At 62.1% G+C, this 25,176-nt stretch carries 23 protein-coding genes; 21 read left to right on the top strand and 2 right to left on the bottom strand.

Annotated elements, in window-relative coordinates:
• Positions 1 to 26: 26 nt before the first annotated feature.
• Positions 27 to 1,010: an asparaginase gene (locus I6E58_RS13405; RefSeq protein WP_197134624.1), complete on the bottom strand. Its 984-nt coding sequence runs from the start codon at positions 1,008 to 1,010 to the stop codon at positions 27 to 29.
• 171 nt (positions 1,011 to 1,181) lie between these two features.
• Here I6E58_RS13405 and I6E58_RS13410 point away from each other — a divergent pair, with 171 nt between their 5' ends.
• The 4 genes from I6E58_RS13410 to I6E58_RS13425 all read left to right on the top strand — a co-directional run bounded on the left by I6E58_RS13410 (position 1,182) and on the right by I6E58_RS13425 (position 5,302).
• Complete coding sequence (locus I6E58_RS13410; protein WP_197134626.1) at positions 1,182 to 1,661, top strand: OsmC family protein; 480 nt, start codon at positions 1,182 to 1,184, stop codon at positions 1,659 to 1,661.
• A gap of 81 nt (positions 1,662 to 1,742) precedes the next feature.
• Positions 1,743 to 2,726, top strand: coding sequence for an FKBP-type peptidyl-prolyl cis-trans isomerase (locus I6E58_RS13415; RefSeq protein ID WP_129071073.1), 984 nt, complete (start codon positions 1,743 to 1,745; stop codon positions 2,724 to 2,726).
• A 49-nt stretch (positions 2,727 to 2,775) separates the two neighbouring features.
• Positions 2,776 to 3,858 carry a 1-deoxy-D-xylulose-5-phosphate reductoisomerase gene (locus tag I6E58_RS13420; RefSeq protein ID WP_197134628.1) on the top strand — a complete coding sequence of 361 codons (1,083 nt, stop codon included), beginning with the start codon at positions 2,776 to 2,778 and terminating at the stop codon, positions 3,856 to 3,858.
• Positions 3,859 to 3,973: 115 nt separating this feature from the next.
• Positions 3,974 to 5,302 (top strand): RIP metalloprotease, encoded by a 1,329-nt coding sequence (locus I6E58_RS13425; RefSeq protein ID WP_197134630.1) that lies wholly within the window; start codon positions 3,974 to 3,976, stop codon positions 5,300 to 5,302.
• A gap of 108 nt (positions 5,303 to 5,410) precedes the next feature.
• On the opposite strand, the gene I6E58_RS13430 is transcribed toward I6E58_RS13425, so the two are convergent.
• Complete coding sequence (locus I6E58_RS13430) at positions 5,411 to 6,607, bottom strand: acetyl-CoA C-acetyltransferase (RefSeq protein WP_197134632.1); 1,197 nt, start codon at positions 6,605 to 6,607, stop codon at positions 5,411 to 5,413.
• 127 nt (positions 6,608 to 6,734) lie between these two features.
• Here I6E58_RS13430 and I6E58_RS13435 point away from each other — a divergent pair, with 127 nt between their 5' ends.
• From I6E58_RS13435 to infB, 17 genes are all read left to right on the top strand, one after another.
• Positions 6,735 to 7,925 (top strand): substrate-binding domain-containing protein, encoded by a 1,191-nt coding sequence (locus I6E58_RS13435; RefSeq protein WP_197134635.1) that lies wholly within the window; start codon positions 6,735 to 6,737, stop codon positions 7,923 to 7,925.
• A gap of 14 nt (positions 7,926 to 7,939) precedes the next feature.
• Positions 7,940 to 8,695 (top strand): ABC transporter ATP-binding protein, encoded by a 756-nt coding sequence (locus tag I6E58_RS13440; protein ID WP_197134638.1) that lies wholly within the window; start codon positions 7,940 to 7,942, stop codon positions 8,693 to 8,695.
• Complete coding sequence (locus I6E58_RS13445; protein WP_197134641.1) at positions 8,692 to 9,399, top strand: ABC transporter ATP-binding protein; 708 nt, start codon at positions 8,692 to 8,694, stop codon at positions 9,397 to 9,399. The genes I6E58_RS13440 and I6E58_RS13445 overlap by 4 nt, the downstream gene beginning before the upstream one ends.
• Positions 9,396 to 10,271, top strand: coding sequence for a branched-chain amino acid ABC transporter permease (locus I6E58_RS13450; protein ID WP_129071067.1), 876 nt, complete (start codon positions 9,396 to 9,398; stop codon positions 10,269 to 10,271). Before I6E58_RS13445 ends, I6E58_RS13450 begins: the two co-directional genes overlap by 4 nt.
• Complete coding sequence (locus I6E58_RS13455) at positions 10,268 to 11,347, top strand: branched-chain amino acid ABC transporter permease (RefSeq protein ID WP_197134645.1); 1,080 nt, start codon at positions 10,268 to 10,270, stop codon at positions 11,345 to 11,347. The genes I6E58_RS13450 and I6E58_RS13455 overlap by 4 nt, the downstream gene beginning before the upstream one ends.
• Entirely contained in the window at positions 11,344 to 12,906 is a 1,563-nt protein-coding gene (locus tag I6E58_RS13460) for a class I adenylate-forming enzyme family protein (RefSeq protein WP_197134648.1), read from the top strand. The genes I6E58_RS13455 and I6E58_RS13460 overlap by 4 nt, the downstream gene beginning before the upstream one ends.
• Positions 12,903 to 13,559 carry a TetR/AcrR family transcriptional regulator gene (locus I6E58_RS13465; protein WP_197134651.1) on the top strand — a complete coding sequence of 219 codons (657 nt, stop codon included), beginning with the start codon at positions 12,903 to 12,905 and terminating at the stop codon, positions 13,557 to 13,559. Before I6E58_RS13460 ends, I6E58_RS13465 begins: the two co-directional genes overlap by 4 nt.
• Positions 13,556 to 14,302, top strand: a complete 747-nt coding sequence (locus tag I6E58_RS13470; RefSeq protein WP_197134654.1) for a 3-hydroxybutyrate dehydrogenase — start codon at positions 13,556 to 13,558, stop codon at positions 14,300 to 14,302. The genes I6E58_RS13465 and I6E58_RS13470 overlap by 4 nt, the downstream gene beginning before the upstream one ends.
• Positions 14,299 to 15,207, top strand: coding sequence for an alpha/beta fold hydrolase (locus tag I6E58_RS13475; protein WP_197134657.1), 909 nt, complete (start codon positions 14,299 to 14,301; stop codon positions 15,205 to 15,207). Before I6E58_RS13470 ends, I6E58_RS13475 begins: the two co-directional genes overlap by 4 nt.
• On the top strand, positions 15,204 to 15,980 hold the full coding sequence (locus I6E58_RS13480) for a CoA transferase subunit A (protein WP_197134660.1): 777 nt from the start codon (positions 15,204 to 15,206) through the stop codon (positions 15,978 to 15,980). Before I6E58_RS13475 ends, I6E58_RS13480 begins: the two co-directional genes overlap by 4 nt.
• Positions 15,980 to 16,621: a CoA transferase subunit B gene (locus I6E58_RS13485; RefSeq protein ID WP_197134663.1), complete on the top strand. Its 642-nt coding sequence runs from the start codon at positions 15,980 to 15,982 to the stop codon at positions 16,619 to 16,621. The genes I6E58_RS13480 and I6E58_RS13485 overlap by 1 nt, the downstream gene beginning before the upstream one ends.
• A 45-nt stretch (positions 16,622 to 16,666) precedes the next feature.
• Positions 16,667 to 17,725 (top strand): alpha/beta fold hydrolase, encoded by a 1,059-nt coding sequence (locus I6E58_RS13490; protein ID WP_197134666.1) that lies wholly within the window; start codon positions 16,667 to 16,669, stop codon positions 17,723 to 17,725.
• Between the two features lie 40 nt (positions 17,726 to 17,765).
• Positions 17,766 to 18,914 (top strand): flavodoxin-dependent (E)-4-hydroxy-3-methylbut-2-enyl-diphosphate synthase, encoded by a 1,149-nt coding sequence (ispG, locus tag I6E58_RS13495; RefSeq protein WP_197134669.1) that lies wholly within the window; start codon positions 17,766 to 17,768, stop codon positions 18,912 to 18,914.
• 18 nt (positions 18,915 to 18,932) lie between these two features.
• Positions 18,933 to 20,714: a proline--tRNA ligase gene (locus tag I6E58_RS13500; RefSeq protein ID WP_197134672.1), complete on the top strand. Its 1,782-nt coding sequence runs from the start codon at positions 18,933 to 18,935 to the stop codon at positions 20,712 to 20,714.
• Between the two features lie 75 nt (positions 20,715 to 20,789).
• A complete protein-coding gene (gene nusA, locus I6E58_RS13505; RefSeq protein WP_129071059.1) occupies positions 20,790 to 21,791 on the top strand; it encodes a transcription termination factor NusA in 1,002 nt (333 codons plus the stop codon).
• A 114-nt stretch (positions 21,792 to 21,905) separates the two neighbouring features.
• Positions 21,906 to 22,196, top strand: a complete 291-nt coding sequence (locus I6E58_RS13510) for a YlxR family protein (RefSeq protein ID WP_129071058.1) — start codon at positions 21,906 to 21,908, stop codon at positions 22,194 to 22,196.
• A 90-nt stretch (positions 22,197 to 22,286) separates the two neighbouring features.
• Positions 22,287 to 25,100: a translation initiation factor IF-2 gene (gene infB, locus I6E58_RS13515; RefSeq protein WP_197134676.1), complete on the top strand. Its 2,814-nt coding sequence runs from the start codon at positions 22,287 to 22,289 to the stop codon at positions 25,098 to 25,100.
• The last annotated feature ends 76 nt before the right edge of the window (positions 25,101 to 25,176 follow it).

The following is a 25,176-nucleotide window of genomic DNA, read 5'->3' on the forward strand; positions in this document are numbered from 1 at the left end:
ACCGACTAGCGCGGCGGAGACCGTGGCTAGTCCAGTTCGAAGCGAAGCTCTCCGACCGGGAAACCGCGGCCGAGTACTTGCTCGGTGGTTGACTTCAGTACGCCCGCGACGGCATCCGCATCGAGTGCGCCGGCTTCGGCCAAAAGCGAGAGTCCCACGGGCAGCAACGGCCGGATGGAGCCGTCGAGAACCTTCAAGGTGACGGTGGTGCCGTCAGGCGCCGCGGCGATCAGTACCCCCTCGGCGCCACGTTTCGCGATAATTCCGAGCGTGTCCATCGCTTCAGCGACCTGAGGCATATCGAGCCCCCACGCATTGCCGCGAATAGCGCTTACGAGGGCGTGTGCATTCGTGTCTCGCTCGTCGGTCGCCATGACGATGTGTTGAATGGCGGTGGCGAGAGACACAAGACTCATCGCGAAAACGGGAGCTCCGCATCCATCCGTTCCCTCGTGAGCGAGAGGCTGGCCCGTAAACTCCACGATGGTGCTTCTGATGCGTTCCTGCAGCGGATGCTCGTGATCGAGGTAGCTCTCGAGCGGCCAGTCATTGACGACACAAGCGGCTAAGAAACTCGCGTGTTTACCCGAGCAGTTCATAGCGAGTCGACGCGGAGCGTGTGCGGCTCGGCGCGTGGCGGAGTCGGCGGGCCAATCAGGCGGGCAACGAAGGTCGTCTTCAGTCAGGCCGTAGGCGGCGAGCGTGGAAGCGACGACATCTTGATGGCGCTGGCTGCCGGTGTGGCTTGCGCTGGCCAAAACGAGTTGTTCGTCAGTCAACGTTACGCCTGCGCGCAGTACCGTGATGGCTTGCATCGGCTTGAGGGTCGACCGTGGGTAGATCAAGGCTTCCGGGTTGCCCAGTCGGCGGAGTTCTGTGCCGTCGGGGGAGAGGACAACCGCTGCGCCGAGATGCCGAGACTCGATCATTCCTGACCGCTCGAGCACCGCCAGCTGGGTGGTGTCGTTGACAGTGAGGGCGAGGGGTGACGCTGTCGATGCTGAATTCACTCTCCTACGTTATAGCGCTCGGCTCATCGAGATCGCGCGAATGGTGAAACGGTGTGCAACTGGCGCGACGCCTCTCAGCCTGCACCGCTACGGTGAAACCTCGAGACGTTCTGCGTGATCGCTTTGCCGCGGTCTCCGATGCTGGCCCCGCAGGCCGAGATGGAGGTTCTAATGAACATCGACCATAACTTTGAGGTACGCCTTGAATGGTCCGGAAATCTTGGTGAAGGCACCACGAACTACCGTGGCTATTCACGGCACAATGAGATCACGGCCGTAGGCAAGCATCCGATCGATGGCTCGAGCGCCCGGGTATTTCACGGGGCGGCAGATCGGTGGAACCCCGAAGAGCTGTTGATCGCCGCACTGAGTCAGTGTCACATGTTGAGTTACCTGCACGTCGCTGTGAGCCGTGGGATTGTGGTCACGGCCTACCACGATGAGGTCTCGGGCACGATGAAGCAGACCGACAACGGCGGGGGCCACTTCACATCTGTCACGTTGCGTCCCGTCGTGACTATCTCGGCGGGCAGCGTGGACGATGCTCTGGATGCTCACGCAGAAGCCAGCAGCAAGTGCTTTATCGCGGCATCCGTGAACTTTCCCGTACTTCACCAGCCACGAATCGTCGTCGAGCCGGCCGCAGAGTAGGACCGTCGGCGATTCCACACGCTACGCACAGCCAGAGTGCGCGAGGATTGGTGCTCCGTGTTCTTGCTGTGAAGGGTTCTTGTGCGTAAAGCGATTCCGTTTCTGTTGACCATCGGCGTTGTGGCGTCTCTTGCCGCGTGTTCTCCCGCCGGCTCGACGACTGCTGAGAACTCCGGCGATTGCACGCCGACCGCATCCGGTTCGGCGTCTGAAGGTGTCGAAGTTAGTGGTGACTTTGGGGTTAAGCCTGAGGTCACGATCGATTTCCCGACGGATGTGTCTGAAACTGAGCGCTCTGTTGCGATTGCGGGCGATGGCGACATTGTTGCTGTCGAAGCGGCCACCGCTAACGTGCAGTTCACGCTGTTTAGCGGAGCGACAGGCGAAGAGCTTTCCGCTACAACCTACGACGAGACCGGGCTTACCCCGTTCCCCGTCGATGCAGAGCAATTTTTGGTCGGTATCGTCAAGACGATCGAGTGTTCGACCGCTGGTACGCGCGTAGTGGGCGTCATCCCGCCTGAAGAATCCTTTGCCGATGATGCTGCTCGCGAGCAGCTGGGTGTCGGAGCAGACGACGACATTATCTTCATCGTCGATGTTGTCTCTGTTGACGAGCCTGCTGAACCTGCTCTTCCGCGTGCCGATGGTGAAGACCAGCCTGCTGAAGATGGCTTCCCCGCAGTCGAGCTGGATGACGACGGCCGCCCGACCATCACGATCCCTGACACCGATCCGCCCGCAGATCTTTCTGTCGCTGTTCTCAAGCAGGGTGCTGGCGAGACGGTAGAAGAGAATTCGGATGTCGTCGTTCACTACGTGGGAATGAACTGGACCACCGGTGAGATCTTTGACGAAAGCTGGGCTCGCGGAGAGCCGTCGACGTTCAACACCGGGCAAGTAGTACCCGGCTTCAAAGCCGCGCTCGAGGGCCAGCAGGTCGGTTCGCAAATCATCGCGGTACTGCCCCCGAGCGAAGGCTATGGCGAAGCCGGTAACGAGGGCGCAGGCATTGGCGGCACCGATACCATCGTCTTCGTCGTCGACATTCTGGGCCTTGGCTAATCTGCGCTCATCGTCTATTTCTGGCGCACGAGCCAACTAAAGTAGCGGCATGCGCACAGTAATTTTGCTCGGATCGACGGGCTCGGTAGGCACGCAAACCCTCGAGGTAATCGAGGCGAACCGTGATCGTTTCGAGGTCGTCGGTCTGGCGGCTGGCACCAATCGCACGCTTGTCGAAGAACAGGCGGCACGCTTTGGTGTGAAGCACATCGCGTTGGGTGCTGAACAGGCAGCACAGTTAGTGCGGGATGTCCCTGCCGATGTGGTGGTGAATGGGATCACCGGTTCTGTAGGCCTGGGGCCGACGCTCGCAGCACTCGAATCGGGCGCAACGCTCGCTCTCGCCAACAAAGAAAGCCTCATCGTCGGCGGCGAACTTGTGACATCGCGAGCGAAGCCCGGGCAAATCGTTTCCGTTGACTCGGAGCACTCGGCGATCGCCCAGGCGCTGCGCTCGGGCGAACACTCGGAGGTGCGCCGCTTGGTGCTCACGGCGTCCGGGGGGCCGTTCCGTGGTCGTACGCGTGATTCCCTGCGTGACGTGACTCCGCGCGAAGCGCTCGCTCATCCCACGTGGGATATGGGTCTCGTAATCACCACCAACTCGTCGACGCTCGTGAATAAGGGCCTCGAAGTGATCGAGGCGCACTTACTGTTCGACGTGCCCTACGACCGCATTGCGGTGACGGTGCATCCGCAGTCGATCGTGCATTCGATGGTGGAGTTCGTTGACGGTTCGACGATCGCGCAGGCGAGCCCCCCGAACATGCGGTTGCCGATTTCGCTCGGCCTCGACTGGCCCAACCGAGTCGCGGGCGTCGGCGCACCGCTTGACTGGACAACGGCAAGTACCTGGAACTTCGAACCCCTCGACAACGAGGTGTTCCCCGCGGTAGAGATGGCAAAAGCGGTTGGTACTGCGGGCCTCACCTATCCCGCGGTGTTCAACGCCGCCAACGAGCAGGCTGTGCTTGCGTTCCATGCGGGTGCAATCGGCTACCTCGACATCTTGGATGTTGTGGAGCAGGTCGTGCAGAGCCACGAAGCAACCGAGCTGACTCTGGATGCTCTCGCCGAAGCTGAGTCGTGGGCGCGACGCACCGCTGACGGTGTCGTCGCTTCTCGTTCTTAGATCCGTTTAAAACCAGCGCAACTGAACGGGTCGTCCGCCCCCAGTGTGGGGTTGTTCTACCGCTTGCACAGCACCGGTACAGGTGACCGTCGGTGCTCGTGGCTATTCTTAGCGAGTGGAAAACGTGCTCTTGTACATTCTCGGTATCCTCGTCGTTCTCGTCGGGCTTGCTGTGTCTATTGGCCTGCATGAAATCGGTCACTTGCTACCCGCCAAGCTCTTTGGTGTGCGTGTAAGCCAATACATGATTGGTTTCGGGCCGACGATCTTCTCGCGCAAGCGAGGGGAGACCGAGTATGGCGTCAAAGCGATTCCGCTCGGCGGCTATATCTCGATGGCGGGCATGTTCCCTCCCGGAAAGGCCGAGGGCGCAAGCCGCACAGCGACCACCGGAGTGTTTCAAGCCCTCGTGCAGGATGCTCGGAGCGCCAGCGCCGACACTCTGGTCGATGTCGATGAAGCTCGTGCGTTCTACAAACTTCCGGTGCTGAAGCGCGTCATCATCATGCTCGGTGGGCCGGTCATGAACTTGCTGATCGCTATCGTGATGTTCGCGATTCTCTTCATGGGTTTCGGTGTGGCCCAGGCTTCGACGACCGTCGGAAGTGTCTCCGAGTGCGTGCTTCCTGCCACCTCCGAACGCCAAGCCTGCGAGAGCGCGGACCCCGAAGCTCCGGGTTTTGCGGCGGGAATCATGCCCGGCGACCGTCTGGTGTCTATGGACGGCCAGGAAGTCTCTTCGTGGGCCGAGGCGACCGAGTTTATCCGCGCTGCCGCGGGTGACGACCTGAACATCGTCGTGGAGCGCGATGGTGCTGAGGTTTCTCTCGTTGCTGAACCCCTGCTCACCGAGCGCTACGTCTACGACGATCGCGGCCAGATCGTCGAGGATGCCAATGGCGTAGCCCAGACGGAAGAGTATGGCTTCTTAGGCATAGGTTCCGCACTCGAGACGGTGCAGCAGCCCGTGACCGCCGTCTTACCCGCGGTCGGCGACAACGTCGTATCGGTCGCCAACGTGATCCTCAATCTGCCCCAGCGCATGATCGACGTCGCCAATGCGGCTTTTGGTCCTGACGAGCGCGACCCCAACGGCCCGATCAGCGTCGTAGGTGTTGGGCGCATCGCGGGAGAGATCACCAGCCTCGATACTGCCCCCGTGGCAGACAAAGTGGCGTCTCTAGTCGGCCTCATCGGCTCGCTCAACATTGCACTCTTCGTGTTCAACCTCGTGCCGCTGATGCCGCTCGACGGTGGCCATGTCGCCGGCGCGCTCTTCGAGGGAGTTCGCCGCTTCTTCGCCAAGCTCTTCGGCAAGCCCGACCCCGGGCCCTTCGACGCTGCAAAGTTTATTCCGCTGACGCTCGTTGTCGTCGTGCTGCTGGGGGCCATGAGCGCCATGTTGATCTACGCCGATATTGTGAAGCCGATTTCAATCTTCTAAGCCGCAGCCGCAGCCGCAGCCGCAGCCACAGCTGCTGCTACAGCACGGTGGCCGGAGTCGTTGTCGATTCCGGCCACCGTTGCGCTGTGTTTAAAGGTCGTGGCAGCTTCAGCGTGTGAGCAAAAGCGCGTCGCCCTGACCGCCGCCGCCACACAGCGCGACAGCAGCTCGACCGGAGCCGCGGCGTGCCAGCTCGTGAGCGGCATGCACTACAAGGCGAGCACCAGATGCTCCGACCGGGTGACCGATGGCGATAGCGCCACCGTGGATGTTGACGATGTCGTGACTGAGGCCGAGTTCGGCGGTGGAGCGCAGACTCACGGCCGCGAACGCTTCGTTGATCTCGGCAAAGTCGAGGTCTCCCGCGCTCCAGCCGGCGTTCTCTAGCGCGGCGGCGATAGCGCGGGCGGGTTGCGAGTGCAGCGAGTTGTCGGGGCCGGCGACGTGACCGGAGCGGTCGAGTACAGCAAGCCACGTGAGGCCGTGTTCTTCGGCCCACGCGCGGCTGGCCAGGATGACGGCGGAAGCTCCGTCACTGAGCGGCGAGGAGTTGCCGGCGGTAATCGTGCCTTCGGGGTCGAAGGCGGGTCGCAACCCGGCAAGTGTCTCGACAGTGGTGTTGGCGCGAACGCCCTCATCCGTGTCGAGAACGAGGTCGTCGCCCTTGCGCTGCGGGATCGTCACGGGAGCGATTTCATCCGCGAAGACCCCCGCCTCGATGGCGGCAGCGGCGCGCTGGTGCGAGGCGGCGGCAATCTCATCCTGTTCGGTGCGGCCGATCTCGAGGCGACCATTGTGGCGCTCGGTGCTCGCGCCCATCGACTCGGCGTCGAAGGCATCCGTGAGGGCGTCATGCGCGGCGGAGTCGAGGGCAGAAACTGTTCCATACGCCCAGCCCATGCGCGATCCGGGCAGGACGTGCGGGGCGTTGGTCATGGATTCTTGACCGCCGGCGGCCACGACGTTGGCTTCCCCGAGACGGATCAGGCGCGCAGCATCCACGATGGCAGCAAGACCGGAGAGGCAGACCTTGTTGACGGTAACGGCGGGAGTTTTCCAAGCGAGCCCCGCGGCGATGGCGGTCTGGCGGGCCGGGTTCTGTCCGGCGCCGGCCTGAATGACCTGGCCGAAGATCACCTGATCGATGGAGTCAACGTCGACGCCGGAGCGTTCGACGGCGGCGCGGAGGGCGACAGCGCCGAGCTCGACGGCGGAGAGTGAAGCGAGTTGTCCGCGCAATTTTCCCTGTGGGGTGCGTGTTGCGGAAAGGATCACTACATCGTTGGGTGCGGGGGTGTTGGCCACTGTGCAAACTCCTTTGTTTGGTCGCCGTTGTTGACAGCGTGGTTGCGCAACCATAGGCTACATGAAACCTGAACCGGGTCTCAGGTTCAGATCACAATCCTCCTAAGGCAGCAGGAAAGGTCCCATCATGCGGGTCAGTAAAAAGTACCTCGCTCCGGCGTTAATTGCGACGGTTGCACTCACACTGGCGGGTTGTGCCCCCGCCGTTGACGGTGGAAGCGGCGGCGACGAGCTCGCTCCCGTCGACATCTCCATCATCACCTCCCAAACTGGCCCGCTCGCGGCGTACGGTGAGGCCTACCTCGCTGGCTTCGACGCTGGCCTCGACTACGCGACCGATGGCACAGGCACCGTCGATGGGCGCGAGCTGAATATCGAAATTACGGATGACGCAGGCGACGCCGACAAGGCCGTCACCGCAGCGAAAGACGTGATTGGCCAAGGCCAGAAGATCATCATCGGTACGGTCTCCTCGGGAATCGCCCTCGCGCTTGCTGAACAGGCCGAGCAGAACAAGATTCTCTACATCTCGGGCCCCGCGGCCGCTGACGGCATCACGGGCGTGAACGACTACACGTTCCGCTCGGGCCGCCAGAGCTACCAAGACGTCGCTACCGCGGGTACCTTCATCGGTGACCCGGCAGGCAAGTCGGTTCTGGTCTTCGCTCAGGACACCGCCTTCGGTCAGGGCAACGTTGCCGCTGCCACCGCCGTTCTTGGCGGCCAGGGCGCTGACGTGACGAGCCTTCTCGTTCCCGAGGACGCCACCGAGTTCACTCCCTTCGCCCAGCAGATCGTTGATGCTCAGCCCGACCTCGTGTTCGTAGCGTGGGCCGGTGCAACATCCGGCGCTATGTGGGAGGCACTCAGCCAGCAGGGCGTGTTTGACAGCGTTCCTGTCGCCACCGGTCTTGGTGACGTGTCGACCTATGGCGCTTACGGCGCTGCGAGCGACCAGATCAGCTTCCTCAACCACTACTTTGGCGGTGCCACGGACAACGACGCGAATGCGGCAATGATCAGCTACCTCGAAGCAGAGGGCGAGCAGGCTGACCTGTTCTCGCCCGATGGCTTCGTTGCGGCTCAGATGGTTGTGCAGGCCGTGCGTGAAGGTGGCGACGACGTCGATGCCATGATCGCCGCTCTCGAGGGCTGGACTTTTGACTCGGTCAAGGGTTCCATCACGGTTCGCGCCGAGGACCACGCCATGATCCAGCCGATGTTCCAGGTCTCGCTGGTTGCTGATGGCGACTCGTGGATTCCTGAACTGGTCACGGCCGTCGACGCTGACGCCGTAACCCCACCCGTCGCAGAGTAAGTAGCTAACGAACTATGTCGAACCAGCCCGTGCTCACGGTCGAGCACCTTGCCCTCACGATCGGGGGTGCCGTCATCATCGATGACGTGTCACTCTCGATCGCTCAGGGTGAGATGCTCGGAGTGATTGGCCCCAACGGGGCCGGCAAAACCACGCTCTTCAACCTCATTTCCGGGGTGATGACTCCCACCGGTGGCGTCGTCACGCTCGAGGGGCGTGCCGTCACGAATCAGTCCATTGACGCGCGGGCCCGGGCGGGGCTCGGCAGAACCTTTCAAACATCCAGTCTCTTTCCGGCGCTGAGTGCGCTCGAGAATGTTCGACTGGCCGCCCAGGTGAAATTGGGCGGCGCGACCTCGGTCATCCGTTTTCCGCGGGCGCACGACAAAGCAACAACCATCGCTCGAGCTCGCCTCGACGAGGTGGGGCTGAGCCACCACAGCGAAACCGAAGCCGGGGTTCTTTCTCACGGTGACAAGCGCAAGCTCGAGATCGCGATGCTGTTGGCCACCGACCCGAGCGTCATCCTGCTCGATGAGCCGATGGCGGGTGTCGCTTCGGGCGATGTCGCTGGTCTCACCGAAGTGATCCGCCAGGTGCACCAGTCGGGTCGCACCGTGCTGATGGTCGAACACCACATGGATGTCGTACTCGGCCTGGTCGACCGCGTTGCGGTCATGCACCATGGCAGCTTGCTCGCGTGTGACACCCCGGATGCCGTGATGGCAGACGAAGCGGTGCAAAAAGCTTATTTGGGGGCACCACTATGACCGACACTGTGACCGAGTCGATTCTGTCGGTTGCTGGCTTGAGCGCGAGTATCGCCGGCCAGCAGGTTGTCGAAGACGTCAGTTTCGAGATGCTGCCCGTCGGAGTGACGGCGCTTCTGGGCCGTAACGGCGTCGGAAAGACGAGCACGCTGCGCGCCATCATGGGCCTGATCGAACGCTCCGGCGCGGTGACGATTGCGGGGGAGCGCGTTGATCGCGAACCCACTCACCGCATCGTGCAGCGCGGCGTGGGTTACGTACCGGAAGACCGTGAGGTTTTTGCGTCGCTCACTGTCGCCGAAAACTTGCGGCTCGCCGAGCGGGATTCCTCGCCTAACCGACAACTCATCCATGAACTTTTTCCCGATCTCACTGACCGGGCCGGCCAGCTTGCGGGCACGCTTTCGGGCGGTCAGCAGCAGATGGTGTCGCTCGCCCGTGCCCTCGTCAACGACAATCGCGTGCTCTTAGTAGACGAGCCCACCAAGGGCCTCGCGCCGCTCATCGTGATGGATGTCGCCAAGGCTCTCGAGCGTGCGGCCCAGACGGTGCCGGTTCTACTCGTGGAACAAAACCTGCAGGTCGTGCGGATGCTCGCGGAGAAAGCCATTGTGCTTGAAGGTGGTCGCGTGGTGTACGACGGCAGCGCCGAAGAACTCTTGAGCAATGAAGCACTCACGAAAGAACTGTTGGGGGTCGCATGAGCACCATAATTCTTCTGCTCATCACGGGCCTCGGGCTCGGTGCGCTCTATTTCTTGGTCGCTTCTGGTCTCTCGCTGATTTACGGCCTCATGGGCGTGCTCAACTTTGCGCACGGTTCGTTCCTTACGCTCGGCGCTTTCGCGGGCTGGGAGCTGGCACGGCGGATGGACGGCAGCAGCTGGGGCACCCTCATCGCCTCGCTGGTGCTTGGAATGGCCGTTGGTGCTCTTGTCGCCGCTGCCACAGAGTTCCTGCTGATCCGGCGGCTCTACAACCGCCATATCGAGCAAGTGCTCGTGACGGTCGGTCTCGCGCTCGCCTCGGTTGCGCTCTTCGAGGGAATCTGGGGCACGGACGCCATTTACGTCACCGCGCCCGAGTGGCTCTCGCAGACAACGGAGATCCTGGGCGCCCGTGTTCCTAACGATCGCTTCCTGATGATCGGCGCTGCGGTGCTGGTGTTGCTCGGTATCGTCGCCTTCCTGCGATACACCCGTTTCGGGCTCATCATCCGGGCCGGCGTTGAAAACCGCTCGATGGTAACCGCGCTCGGTATCGATGTGCGCAAGGCCTTTACGGTCGTGTTCGCGATTGGTGGTGCCGCAGCCGGCCTCGGCGGAGTGCTCGCCTCCCACTACTTCGGCTACGTCTCGCCCCAACTGGGCGGATCCCTGCTGATCTTCGCCTTCATCGTCACCGTGATCGGTGGGCTTGGTTCACTCGCGGGTGCCGCCATCGCGTCGGTGGTCGTTGCGGTGCTCCAGCAGTTTGCTAACTACTTTTGGGGCGGAACCGGCGACCTGATGGTCGTGCTGTTGCTCGCCGTCGTGCTGTTGGTTCGCCCGACCGGAATCTTGGGGAAGAAAGCATGAAGTCGCTCTCGAAGTTGAGCCAGCGCACCTGGTGGATCGTCGGTGGCGTTCTCGTTGTCGTCGCAGCGATCTTGCCGTTGCTGAACATCTCCATTCCGGGCGTGCTGCCCGGGGCAACCTACACGCCGGGCACCCTGCAGTTGCTCGCGCTCGCGTTGCTTTTCGCCTCTCTCGCGCTGAGCTACCACCTCCTGTTCGGCACCGCCGGGATGCTCTCCTTTGGCCACGCGCTGTACTTTGCTCTCGGTGCCTATGGCCTCGGCATTGTGCTGCACGAGACCGAACTGACGTTGCTGCCGGCACTGGGGCTCACTCTCGCGATTGTCATTACGGCGGCCTATCTGCTGGGCTCGCTGAGCCTGCGGGTAACCGGCATCTCCTTCGCCATGGTGACTCTCGCCTTCGCTCAGGCCGGCAACGTGCTCGTGCGCCGCAACCCCGGCCTCACGGGCGGTGAAGAGGGGCTGCGACTCGACACCGAGCACATTCCCGATTTCTTCATCGGCGTGGTCAACACTCGCAACCTGTACTGGCTCGCCCTTGCGCTGCTCGTCGTGGTGTTCGTGGTTGTCGCCTGGTTCGAGAACTCCCGTGCCGGTCATGCGGTGACGGCGACGCGCGAGAACGAGTTGCGCGTGCGAGTGCTGGGACTACGCCCGTTTGGCGTCAAGCTCATGGCGTTTGTTATCGCCTCCGTGTTGGCGTCGCTCGTGGGAATGGTGCACTTGCTGTTGCAGAGCGGCACGACACCCCGCGCCACGTCTGCTGACTTCACCCTCACGATCCTCGTGATCGTGGTGCTCGGTGGCGTCGGCTCCCGCTGGGGCGCCATCGTCGGCGGCATCATCTACACGCTGCTCGATCAGCGCCTCACCGCGCTGGCCAGCTCGGATGCCATCGACGGACTTCCGGCAATCTTGCGGATTCCCCTCTCCGAACCGCTCTTTATCCTCGGCACGCTGTTTATCCTTGTGGTGTTGTTCCTTCCCGGAGGAATCGCCGGTGCGGTGCAGCGCCTCTCGACAGGCACCAGCCTCGCGCCGCAGAAGCGACAGCGCATTGAGGAGGCAGAATGACCCCGTCTGAAGGGCTTCACACGCTCGGCCGATGGACTGCCGACCGCGCGCTCGCAACGCCCGACAGGGTGGCTGTCGACGACCGTGGCGTTGTACTGACTTATCGCCAGCTGGATGACCGGGCCACGGCGCTCGCCGAAGCCTTCCTCGCGGGCGGCTACGGTGTCGGTGATCGCATCGCCACCATCACGGGCAACAGCTCGGACCACGTGGTCGTGTTCTTCGCGTGTGCCAAGGCGGGGCTCGTGCTCGTTCCGCTCTCGTGGCGCCTGTCACCGCGTGAGATCGCGCAGCAGCTTGAGCAGGCTGATCCCGCACTGCTGCTCGTGGAGGACGAGTTCTCAACGCTGGGCACTCTGGCCACCGATCGTCTTGTTGCTCCGATCGCTCGCGGCATCCTCGGCACTCACGGCATTGAGCGCGACATTGTGGCACCGCTGCGTAGCGAGGCGACAACTCCCGTGCACCGCCCGGTCCACGACGACGACGCTCTGCTCATCATCTTCACCTCGGGAACCCTCGATCAGGCCAAGGGCGCCATTCTCAGCCACGCCAATTGCTTCTGGACCAACCTCTCGCTCTCGCGCACGGCCGAAATCACGAGTGCTGACACGGTGCTCGCCGTCATGCCGCAGTACCACGTGGGCGGCTGGAACATTCAGCCGCTGCTGGCCTGGTGGATGGGCGCTACCGTCGTGCTCGAGCGCACGTTCGATCCCGCTCGCGTGCTGCAGCTCATCGCTGACCGTCGCATCACCACGATGATGGGTGTGCCCGCCAACTACTTGATCCTCTCGCAGCATCCGCGATTCGCCTCGAGCGACCTGTCGAGCCTCGCGCATGCCATTGTCGGGGGAGCACCGATGCCCGAACCGCTCTTGCGCGTCTGGCACAGCCGCGGTGTGGCTTTGACCCAGGGCTATGGCCTGACCGAGGCAGCCCCGAACGTCTTGTGCCTGCCCGATGAAGAAGCGCGCACGCGCATCGGGTCAGCGGGTAAGCCCTACCCGCACGTGGATGTCGACATTGCCGACCCCGTGACGGGAGAGCGCATCGAGGGTGCTGGCCAGGGCGAACTGCTGGTCAAGGGCCCCGGAGTCTTCAGCGGCTACTTCCGTGCCCCGGAGGCCACCGCGCTGGCGCTGCGCAATGGCTGGCTCGCCACCGGCGATCTCGTCAGCCGCGATGCCGAAGGCTACTACCGCGTTCTCGACCGCCTCAAAGACATCTTCATCACCGGGGGAGAGTCCGTTGCTCCCGCCGAGATCGAGGGCGTTCTTTTCGGGCATCCGGCGATTGCCGATGTGGCTGTCGTCGGGGTTCCCGATGAGAAGTGGGGCGAAGTCGCCGTGGCGTGGGTTGTCGTGCGCTCCGGAGCCTCCACCGATGAAACCGACGTTCTCGACTTTGCGAGCGCAAGCCTCGCGAAGTACAAAGTGCCCCGGCGCGTGATCTTTACCGAAAACATCCCACGGTCATCCAGCGACAAAGTTCGTCGCCGGGTGTTGCTGGGGCAATGGACAACAGAGTCCGTACAAGCAGGACGGATCAGTTCATGAGCACACCGCTTACCGCTCGCGGCACCCGCACCAAGGCGAAGCTCATTGAGGCTGCCGAAACAGTCTTTGCGCGCTACGGCTACACGGATGCTTCGGTCGTGCGCATCACGGAAGAAGCGGGCGTCGGCCAAGGAACGTTCTACCTGTACTTCGCGAGCAAACTCGAGATCTTCGAAGAGCTCGTGGAAGACCTCAACCGCCGCGTGCGTCGGGCCATGAGCGAAGCCTCGGGTGCGGCATCCAACCGCATCGAATCGGAGCGGGCCGGTTTTCGCGCGTTCTTCGAGTTCACCGCCGAGCATCCCGCGCTCTATCGCGTCGTGCGCGAAGCAGAGTTCGTCTCGCCCAAGTCGCTGCGCCTGCACTACTCGCGCATTGTCGACGGCTACATCGAAGGCCTCAAAGAAGCGCAATTGCTCGGAGAAATCGGTGACATCGATCCGACCGTCGCCGCCTGGGCTCTCATGGGCATTGGCGAAATGATCGGCATGCGCTGGGTGCTCTGGGGCGATTCCGCCGACGCCGGCAACGATGCCGACCCCACCGCCAGCGGCACCTCTCGGGTGCCCGACCACGTTCTCGACCAGATGATTACGTTTATTCGCCGCGCTCTGGCCGTGCCAGAGCCGAGCACCGAAGGAGTCGAGAAATGACCGATCTCACAGGCCGTCGAGCCCTTGTCACCGGAGGAGCGAGCGGAATTGGTGCCGCCTGCACCGTCGCGCTCGCGAAAGCCGGAGCCCACGTCATCGTGGCCGACCTCAACGGTGATGCCGCCCGGGCTCAAGCCGAGCTCGTGGGCGGCGAAGCCTGGCAGGTGGACCTCACCGATACGGCGGCGCTCGCCGACCTCACCCTCGACGTCGACGTGATCGTCAACAACGCGGGCATCCAACACGTCAATCCCATCGAGACGTTCGACCCGGTGATGTTCAGCCGCATCCTCGACCTCATGGTCGAGGCACCCTTCTTGCTCGTGCGGGCGGCGCTGCCGACGATGTATGAACGCAACTTCGGCCGCATCATCAACCTCAGCTCTGTTCACGGCTTGCGTGCTTCGCCGTACAAGTCGGCGTACGTGACCGCTAAGCACGGGCTCGAGGGCTTCTCGAAGGTCACGGCGCTTGAAGGCGGCGCTCATGGCGTCACGAGCAATTGTGTGAACCCCGGCTACGTGCGCACGCCGCTCGTCGAGAAGCAGATCGCAAATCAGGCCAAGGTTCACGGCATCCCGGAATCCGAGGTTGTCGAGAAAGTCATGCTCACCGAAAGCGCCATCAAACGTCTCGTCGAGCCGGCTGAAGTGGCCGACCTCGTGCTCTGGCTCGCGGGCGAGACTGCCGGCATGGTCACGGGCGCCTCGTACACGATGGATGGCGGCTGGAGCGCACGATGATCGAGCAACCCACCACCATCACGTGCCCGGTCGACGGCGGCGAACTCACAGCAGCCGTCTGGCAGCCCGAGACGGAAACGCGCGGCACAATCCTGCTCATCCACGGTATTACGGCGTCTCATATGTCGTGGCCGCTCGTGGCCGCGGCCTTCCCCGAATACCGAGTGATCGCTCCCGACCTGCGGGGGCGCGGCGCCAGCCGTGACCTTCCTGCGCCGTTCGGGATGCCGCAGCACGCCGCCGACATGAACGCTCTGTTAGAAGCAACCGGCACTGATTCGGCGCTCGTCGTCGGGCATTCGATGGGTGGATTCGTCGCCGCAACTTTGGCGGCGCAGCACCCGGAGCGTGTCTCCTGCCTGCTCCTCCTCGATGGAGGCCTACCGATTCCGGCGCCCGAGGGAGTATCGATGGCGGATCTCCCTCAAGTGATTCTGGGGCCTGCGGTAGATCGGCTCTCGATGACGTTCCCCGATCGGGAGAGCTACCAAGACTTCTGGCGCGTGCATCCGGCTTTTGCCGATAACTTCACCGAGACGGTGCGCGACTATGTCGATTACGACCTCGTCGGCACCGCACCTGACTTGCACCCCGCAAGTTCCATCGACGCCGTCAGTTTCGATGCCCTGCAACTGAGCGGAGATGCCCGCTACCGCGCAGCTCTCGACGGCTTGAGCATGCCCGTGCACTTCATTCGGGCACCGCGGGGTCTTCTCAATCAGGTGCCGGCGTTGTATTCTCCGGAACAGTGCGACCAATGGCGGTCGGAGCTTCCTCATGTGAAATTCCACGAAGCGCCAGACGTCAATCACTACACAATCACTTTGACGCAGCGCGGCGCAGATATCGTCGCGGACGTCATGACTCAACTAATGGTGAATCAACCGCGGGAGGTCCGAGCGTGAGCATCGATAAGACAGTGGGGTCAGCGGTAAAAGCGATCGCTGATATTCCGAGCGGGGCATCTCTTGCCGTTGGCGGCTTTGGGCTGTGTGGCAATCCGATGGTTCTCATCCAAGCATTGCTGGAATTAGGCTCCGACGACCTCAGCATCGTCAGCAACAACTGTGGTGTGGATGACTGGGGCCTCGGCGTTCTACTCGCCGCCCGCCGCATCCGCAAGATGACGTCGTCATATGTGGGCGAGAACAAAGAGTTTGAGCGTCAGTTCTTGATGGGGGAGCTCGAAGTGGAACTGACCCCGCAGGGAACCCTCGCCGAGAAGCTTCGGGCTGGTGGCTCGGGAGTGGCCGCGTTCTTCACCCAGACCGGCGTCGGCACTCAGGTAGCCGAGGGCGGCCTGCCGCGTCGGTACGACGGCTCGGGCGGCATTGCGATTGCCTCGCCCCAGAAAGAGGTTCGCTCGTTTGATGTGCGGGGAACCGCGAAAGACTTCGTACTCGAAGAAGCGATCACGACCGACTTCTCGCTCGTTCACGCGCTCAAGGGTGACCGCCACGGCAACCTCGTCTTCGCGAAGTCGGCCCGCAACTTTTCCCCGCTCGCAGCGATGGCCGGGCGTATCTGTATCGCCCAGGTCGAAGAGCTCGTCGAGCCCGGTGAGATTGAGCCGGATGCCGTGCACCTGCCCGGCGTCTATGTGACGCGGATCATCGAAGTTGGCTCCGATGTCGAGAAACGAATCGAACGTCGCACAGTGCAGAAGGTGGTCGCATAATGGCTTTGACTCGTGAAGAAATGGCGGCGCGTGCCGCCCTCGAACTGGCTGACGGCTCCTACGTGAACCTCGGTATCGGGCTACCAACTCTCGTGCCGAATTACGTTCCGGAGGGTCGCACGGTCGTGCTGCAATCTGAGAACGGCATTCTCGGTGTTGGGCCGTACCCGACCGAAGAAAACGTCGATCCCGACCTCATCAACGCGGGCAAAGAGACGGTCACGACCCTTCCGGGCACCGCGTTCTTCGACTCCGCCATGAGCTTTGGCATGATCCGCGGTGGCAAGATCGACGCCGCCATCCTCGGCGCTATGCAGGTCTCGGTCGCTGGCGATCTCGCCAACTGGATGATCCCCGGCAAGATGATCAAGGGCCCCGGCGGTGCGATGGACCTCGTGCACGGCGCAGCCCGCGTCATCGTGCTGATGGAGCACGTGGCCAAAGACGGCAGCCCCAAGATCGTGAACGAGTGCTCGCTACCCCTGACGGGCCGTGGCGTTGTGCACCGCATCATTACCGATCTCGCAGTGATCGACGTGACCGATCGTGGTCTCGTTCTTCGCGAACTCGCTCCCGGCGTTGACGAAGAAACCGTGCGCGCCGCCACCGAACCCGAGCTCATTGTCGAGCTCACCGCCTAACCAGTTTCGCCACTTCCCGTAGTTCAACTCACCAAAGGACACACCATGGCTACCCTTCTCAACGGCATTGTTCAGCACAGCGTCACGACACCCCGCATCGTCGCGTCGGTGTTGGAGCGCCCATCCGACACCGCAACGTCGACGGTGGTGTTCGTGCACGGAAACGTCTCGTCGTCGCTGTTCTGGCAGCCCACGATGCTCGCACTCGATAGCAGCGTTCGCGCGTTGGCGATTGACCTGCGCGGCTTCGGCGACAGCGAAACTCTTCCCGTGGATGCCACGCGCGGCGTGCGCGATTTCTCTGACGACATCGCCTCGGTGCTCGACGCGCTGAGCATCGAGGGCGCGAACTTCGTCGGCTGGAGCCTGGGCGGCGGAATCGTGATGCAGTTCATGCTCGATTACACCGACCGTGTTGAGACCGTCTCTTTGGTATCTCCCGTCTCGCCCTACGGCTTCGGCGGTACGAAGGGCGCGAATGGTGAGCTCCTGAACCCGGAGTGCTCGGGTACGGGAGGTGGGGGAGCGAACCCCGAGTTCGTCGCCCAGTTGAACGCGGGCGATGCGGCCGACGAGTCGCCGACATCCGCTCGCTCGGTGTTCCGCACCGCTTATGTGGCGGATGCCGCAGCCCACACCGAACACGAAGACCTGTGGATCGAATCGATGCTCACGACCGCTACCGGCGAGGACAACTACCCGGGTGACTCGGTTGCTGTTGACGCGTGGCCGGGCTTCGGCCCCGGCGGTCGTGGCGTGCTCAACACCATGACCCCCAACCATTTCAACGTCAGTGCCATTACCGAACTGCCAACGAAGCCGCGCATTCTTTGGGTGCGCGGTCTGCAAGACGCGATCGTCTCGGATGCCTCCGGTTTCGACCTCAACTTCTTGGGACAGCTCGGGGTGATCCCGGGCTGGCCCGGCGCCGAGATTGCCCCGCCGCAGCCGATGATCGAACAGACCCGCGCGGTCTTCGAGCAGTACAGGGCCAACGGCGGCGAGTACACCGAGCTCGCGTGGGAAAACTGCGGCCACTCAGCACACCTTGAGCGCCCGCAGGAATTCGTGGATGCACTCACTGCTCACCTCGGCGCGCGCTAGCGTTCCGCAGATGTTCAGGAGTCGGCTTTAGGATGGGTTAGTGCCAGCAATTAATCTCGGAATCCCGAAAGTCCCTGAAGTCCTCGCTCCGCGTCGCAAGACCCGGCAGATCAAGGTCGGATCAGTAGGAGTCGGTAGTGATTCGCAGGTCAGCGTCCAGTCCATGACAACGACGCAGACCACCAACATTGACGCAACTTTGCAGCAGATTGCCGAACTCACGGCATCCGGTTGCGACATCGTGCGCGTTGCGGTGCCTCACCAGGATGACGCGGATGTGTTGCACATCATCGCGAAGAAGAGCCAGATTCCGGTTATTGCCGACATCCACTTTCAGCCGCGCTATGTTTTCTCCGCGATTGATGCGGGAGTCGGCGCAGTGCGCGTCAACCCCGGAAACATCCGCAAGTTTGACGACAAGGTCGGCGAGATCGCTAAGGCTGCCAAGGATGCGGGCACGAGCCTGCGCATCGGCATCAACGCCGGTTCGCTCGAGCCGAGCCTGCTGCAGAAGTACGGCAAGGCCACTGCGGAGGCGCTCGTCGAGAGCGCTGTGTGGGAGGCAAGCCTCTTCGAAGAGCACGACTTCCACGACTTCAAGATCTCGGTTAAGCACAACGACCCGATTGTCATGGTCAAGGCGTACCGCATGCTCGCTGAGCGCGGCGACTGGCCGCTGCACCTCGGTGTGACCGAGGCTGGGCCGGAGTTCCAGGGCACGATCAAGAGCGCAACGGCGTTCGGCATCCTGCTGTCGGAGGGCATCGGCGACACGATTCGTGTCTCGCTCTCGGCTCCTCCCGTACAGGAGATCAAAGTTGGTCTGCAGATTCTGCAGTCGCTTAACCTGCGCGAGCGCAAGCTCGAAATCGTGTCGTGCCCCTCGTGTGGTCGCGCTCAGGTCGACGTGTACAAGCTCGCCAACGATGTCACTGAAGGTCTCGAAGGCATGACGGTTCCGCTGCGCGTTGCTGTGATGGGCTGTGTCGTCAACGGACCGGGTGAAGCTCGCGAGGCTGACCTCGGTGTTGCCAGCGGTAACGGCAAGGGCCAGATCTTTGTCAAGGGTGAAGTCATCAAGACGGTTCCCGAAGCAGACATCGTGGCGACGCTGATTGAAGAAGCGAACCGTATCGCCGCAGAAATGCCGGCCGGAGAAATTGGTAGCCCGCAAGTTCTTACCCCGTAGGCGCACTACCATTGAGGCGTGTCTACACGTCTCTCTCAACTCTTTGTCCGCACGCTTCGCGAAGATCCCGTCGATGCTGAAGTTGCCAGCCACCGCCTATTGGTGCGAGCCGGCTACATCCGTCGTCAGGCTCCCGGTGTTTTTGCGTGGTTGCCGCTTGGTCTCAAGGTTCGCCGCAAGATCGAGGCCGTCATCCGCGAAGAACTCGAAACGTTCGGTGCTCAAGAAGTGTTGTTCCCGGCTTTACTGCCGCGCGAACCGTACGAGCTCACGGGCCGGTGGACCGAGTACGGCGACGGAATTTTCCGTCTCAAAGACCGTAAAGACGCCGACTACCTCTTGGCGCCCACGCACGAAGAGGTCTTCACGCTGCTCGTGAAAGACCTGTACTCGAGCTACAAAGATTTGCCGCTGTCGATCTACCAAATCCAGGACAAGTACCGCGACGAGGCTCGCCCCCGTGCCGGCCTACTGCGTGGTCGCGAGTTCTCGATGAAGGACAGCTACTCCTTCGATTACACGGATGCCGGTCTCGACATTTCGTACCAGCAGCACCGTGACGCGTACGAGCGTATCTTCAACCGCCTCGGCCTCGAGTACGTTGTCGTGTCGGCGGATGCGGGAGCGATGGGTGGCTCGAAGAGCGAAGAGTTCCTGCACCCGACTCCCATTGGCGAAGACACCTTCGTCCGTTCGGCTGGTGGCTATGCCGCCAACGTTGAGGCTTACCGCACGACTCCGCCCGCGGCGTTGCCGATCGAGGGGTTGCCCGCGGCGCTCGTGTTCGATTCGCCCAACACGCCCACTATTGACACTCTCGTGGCGCTCGCTAACGAGCAGCAGCCTCGTGACGACCGCCCGTGGACAGCTGCGGACACACTCAAGAACATCGTGCTGGCGCTCACCTCGATCGATGGTTCTCGCGAGCTCGTCGTCGTTGGCCTCCCGGGCGACCGCGATGTCGACATGAAGCGCGCAGAAGTGGCGTTTGCTCCGGCTGAGGTCGAGCCCGCCACCGAGAAGGACTTTGCCGAACTCGCCAAGCTCGAGGGCAATCCTGGGTTCGTCAAGGGCTACATCGGGCCGTGGTCGCCCGAGGGCGCCGTTATCGGCGAGAAGTCGACCACCGGGGTGCGTTTTGTGCTCGACCCGCGCGTGGTCGATGGTACCCAGTGGATTACGGGCGCCAATGTTCACGAGAAGCACGTTCTCGGCCTCGTGGCTGGGCGCGACTTCATCGCTGATGGCACCGTTGAAGTGGCGGATGTCCGCGCCGGCGATCCTGCTCCTGACGGAAGTGGTCCCATTGAGACCGCTCGCGGCATGGAGATCGGTCACGTGTTCCAGCTCGGCCGCAAGTACGCGGAGATCCTCGGCCTCAAGGTTCTCGATGAGAACGGCAAGCTCGTCACCGTCACGATGGGCTCCTACGGAATCGGTGTCACGCGGTTGATGGCGGCGATTGCCGAGACCACTAACGATGGCAAGGGCCTGCTCTGGCCCAAAAACATCAGTCCCTTCGACGTTCATATCGTCGCCGCGGGCAAGGATGCTGTCGTCTTCGAGACGGCGGAAACTTTGGTCGGATCGCTCGAGCAGGCCGGCCTCGACGTGCTGTTCGACGACCGTCCCAAGGTCTCGCCCGGCGTGAAATTCGGCGATGCTGAGCTTCTGGGTGTTCCCATGATCGTGATCGTTGGTCGCGATGCGGCCAACGGAATGGTCGAAGTCTGGGATCGCGCTACCAACGAACGCACCAGCACGCCGGTTGCCGACGTCGTCGCCGCACTCACGAAATAAGCCAGCTAAACTAGCAAGTTCGGAGCCGCAGACGGTTCCGAGTCACAACCCCTAAATGAATATCGGAGGTCCTCAATGGATATCGACTTGAGCGTGCTGCGCATGATGGAGCGCGAGCGAGAGATACCGTTCGAAGAACTGGTGCTAATCATTGAGCAGGCGATTTTGAGCGCCTATCTCAAGCACGTTGAGGCTCCCGAAGGTAAGGCTGTAGAAGTGCAGCCAACCGCTCGTGTTGTGCTCGACCGCAAAACCGGCCACGTCAGTGTCTGGGTCCCTGAGTACGACGAAGAGGGTGCGGTTATTGGCGAGGCTGAAGACAGCCCCAGTGATTTCGGACGTATTGCCGCGTTCGCAGCTAAACAGGTCATCAACCAGCGCTTGCGCGACATTGGTGACGACAAGGTCCTTGGTGAGTTCAAGGGTCGTGAGGGTGACATTGTTGCCGGCGTGATTCAGCAGGGCCCCAACCCACGCATGATTCACGTTGATCTCGGAACAGTGGAAGCTCTTATGCCTCCCGAAGAGCAGGTTCCCACCGAGGAATACACTCACGGTGCGCGCATCCGGGTGTACGTCACCGCCGTGAATAAGGGTGACAAGGGGCCGCAGATTACGGTCAGCCGAACGCACCCTTCGCTCGTTCGCAAGTTGTTCGCGCTTGAAGTCCCTGAGATTGCCAGCGGTTTGGTAGAAATCACCTCGGTTGCTCGCGAAGCCGGGCACCGCACCAAGATGGCCGTGCGTGCCACCGAAGCGGGCATCAACGCTAAGGGTTCGTGTATTGGCGAACTCGGTCAGCGTGTTCGTGCCGTTACCGCCGAGCTCAACAGTGAAAAGATCGATATCGTCGACTATTCCGAGAACCTCGCTCAGTTTGTGGCGAACGCGCTCTCTCCCGCCAAGGTATCGAGCTCCTACGTAATCGACGAGGCCACCAAGGCTGTTCGCGCACTAGTGCCGGACTACCAGTTGTCGCTTGCGATCGGTAAGGAAGGGCAGAACGCCCGCCTCGCTGCCAAGCTCACGGGTGCTCGCATCGACATCCAGCCCGACTCCATTCTCGACGAAGACTAACCTTCGCCTGTGTTAGTCCCGCACGCCAGTGTGCTGCGGGGCTGACCGGGGCGTTTGCTCGCTACCCGCTGTGCGTGGGCGCGGGGGAGTGCGGGATTGCAGAGTAGGGGTATTATGGATGCAGTAAGAACGTGTGTTGGTTGTCGCGCAAGCGCCAGCAGAACCTCGTTACTGAGAGTTGTCGCATCTCACGGTGCGGTGGTGGCCGACCAATCGGCCACACTTCCGGGTCGCGGTGCGTGGCTTCATCCCACAACTTCGTGTTTTGATTCTGCGGTTAAACGCAGGGCTTTTGCGCGTGCGTTGAAGGTTGAACCGCCGCTAGATACCGGAGCACTTCTTTCAGTGTTAGCTGAATATGAGGCGGGACATCAACCGATGTCCCCTAACGAACAGGCTGATTGACCTATGGACAACTAATGAGCGGCTCGAAATGAGTTCCGTCCGTAATTAGTGGTCTGCCCCTGTCTGGGAGCAGACCCAGACAGGAGAAAAGTGGCTGCAAAACCACGCGTACACGAAGTCGCCGCCGAAGCTGGCGTCGATAGCAAGGCTGCCCTAGCGAAGCTCAAAGAAATGGGCGAATTCGTTAAGGGCCCATCTTCGAGCATTGAGCCCCCCGTCGCCCGACGGCTAAAGGCTGCACTCGAGGCTGACGCAGCACAGGCTCCGGCCGCAGAAGAGAAGCCCAAGGCTGCTCCGAAGGCCGCGCCCAAGGCTGCCGCGAAAGCGACACCTAAGCCCAAGACCCCGATGCCCAGCGCACCGACCCCGGCACCTGTTGCCGAGGAAGCACCCGCTGCGGCACCAGAGCCCGAGCAGGCTCGCGAACCAGAAGAGGGAGCGGTTCCCGCTCCGCTGACGGTCGCGGAGCGTCAAGCTCAGGCTCTTGCTGCCGAAAAGGCAGCTGCTGCTGAGAAGGCGTCCGCTGAGTCTGGCGCAAAGCCTTCTGGTGCAGCGGATGCTCCCAATCCCTCCGCAGTTCCTCGCCCGGGTACTCCCCGTCCGGGAAACAACCCCTTCGCCTCTAACCAGGGAATGGGTCGCCCCGCAGCAGGCGGCGGCGCAGGCGGCTCGATTCCTCGTCCCGGTGCACCTCGCCCCGGACTTCCTCGTCCTGGCACCCCTCGTCCTGGGGCTCCGCGTCCTGGCGCTCCGCGTCCAGGGTCTCCGCGTCCAGGCTCACCTCGTCCCGGGGGACCGGGTCAGGGTCAGCGTCCCGGTGGCTTCGGTCAGCGCCCAGGCGGTCCCGGTGCAGCCGGTGCCGGTGCACGTCCCGGTGCAGCTGGTGGCGGATTCCGTCCCGGTGGAGCTCCGAACAACTTTGGTCCTAACCGTCCGCCAGCTGGCGGTCGCGGTCGCGGCCCGGGCGGCGGTACCGCAGGTGCCTTCGGCCGTGGTGGCGGCAAGAGCAAGGCGCGCAAGTCGAAGCGGGCGAAGCGGGCAGAGTTCGAACTGAGAGAAGCACCGTCGCTTGGTGGCGTTAGCGTCCCCCGCGGAAATGGCAAGGAAGTAATTCGCCTTCGTCGTGGTGCCTCCATCACCGATTTCGCTGACAAGATCGACACGAGTCCCGGAAACCTCGTCACCGTTCTGTTCCACTTGGGGCAGATGGCGACAGCGACCGAGTCTCTCGACGAGGCGACCTTCGACATTCTGGGTGAAGAGCTCGGGTTCAAGATCGAAATGGTCTCGCCTGAAGAGGAAGACCGCGAACTGCTTCTCGGCTTCGACATGGACCTCGACCAAGAGCTCGAAGACGAATCAGACGATGAACTCGTCATTCGCCCTCCCGTTGTCACGGTCATGGGTCACGTCGACCACGGTAAGACCAAGCTGCTCGACTCCATTCGTAACGCCAACGTTGTTGCTGGCGAAGCCGGTGGCATCACGCAGCACATTGGTGCGTACCAGGTCGTCAAGGAGCACGAGGGCATCGAACGTCCGATTACCTTCATTGACACCCCGGGCCACGAAGCGTTCACCGCTATGCGTGCTCGTGGTGCTCAGGTCACCGACGTTGCGATCCTGGTGGTTGCAGCAGACGACGGAATCATGCCCCAGACGGTTGAAGCCCTCAACCACGCTCAGGCGGCTAACGTTCCGATCGTTGTTGCGATCAACAAGATCGATAAAGAAGGCGCCAACCCCGCAAAGGTTCGCCAGCAGCTCACCGAATTCGGCCTCGTTGCCGAAGAATACGGTGGAGACACGATGTTTATGGACGTTTCGGCGCTCAACAACGTCGGTATCACCGAGCTGCTTGATGCTGTGCTCCTGACGGCGGACGCCGGACTCGACCTGCGCGCAAACCCCAACAAGGATGCACGTGGTGTCGCGATTGAAGCCAAGCTCGACAAGGGTCGCGGTGCGGTTGCTACCGTGCTCATCCAGTCGGGAACGCTTGAAGTCGGAGACCCCATCGTTGCGGGTACCGCTTATGGTCGCGTTCGTGCCATGTTCGATGAGAACGGCGATTCGGTTACTCATGCGGAGCCTTCGCGCCCCGTTGCAGTACTCGGTCTGACCTCTGTACCCAAGGCCGGCGACGTGTTCTTGGTTACCGATGACGACCGTATGGCCCGCCAGATCGCTGAGAAGCGCGAAGCAGCAGAGCGTAACGCGCTGCTGGCTCGTAGCCGCAAGCGCATCAGCCTCGAGGACTTCACGAAGGCCCTCGAAGACGGCAAGGTCGAATCGCTCAACCTCATCATCAAGGGTGACGTCTCGGGTGCTGTTGAAGCCCTCGAAGAGTCGCTGCTCAAGATTGATGTTGATGACTCGGTTCAGCTGCGCATCATCCACCGCGGTGTCGGTGCTGTTACCGAGAGCGACATCAACCTCGCCACGGTCGACAACGCCATCATCATCGGATTCAACGTTCGCCCCGACCCGAAGGCGCGCGAACGCGCCGTTCGTGAAGGTGTTGACGTGCGCTTCTACTCGGTTATCTACGCCGCGCTCGAAGATGTTGAGAACTCGCTCAAGGGAATGCTCAAGCCTGAATTTGAAGAAGTTCAGTCGGGTGTTGCCGAGATCCGCGAGATCTTCCGCTCCTCCAAGGTCGGAAACATCGCCGGTGTCATCGTGCGATCGGGAACGATCACGCGAAACGCCCGAGCACGAGTTATTCGCGAAGGTGTCGTCGTCGGCGACAACCTGGCGATCGACTCGCTGCGTCGCTTCAAGGATGACGTCACAGAAGTTCGTACCGACTACGAAGCCGGAATCGGCCTCGGTAAGTTCAACGACATCCAAATCGGTGACGAGATCGAGACAATCGAAATGAAGGAAAAGCCGCGAGTCTAATCTCGTTGGCTTATGACGGTACCCAGGTCAGGAAGCGGAGCTACGCAGGCTCCGCAAGCTTCCTGGCCTGGGTGCC

Source organism: Salinibacterium sp. SWN1162, assembly GCF_015864675.1.
Taxonomy (GTDB): domain Bacteria; phylum Actinomycetota; class Actinomycetes; order Actinomycetales; family Microbacteriaceae; genus Rhodoglobus.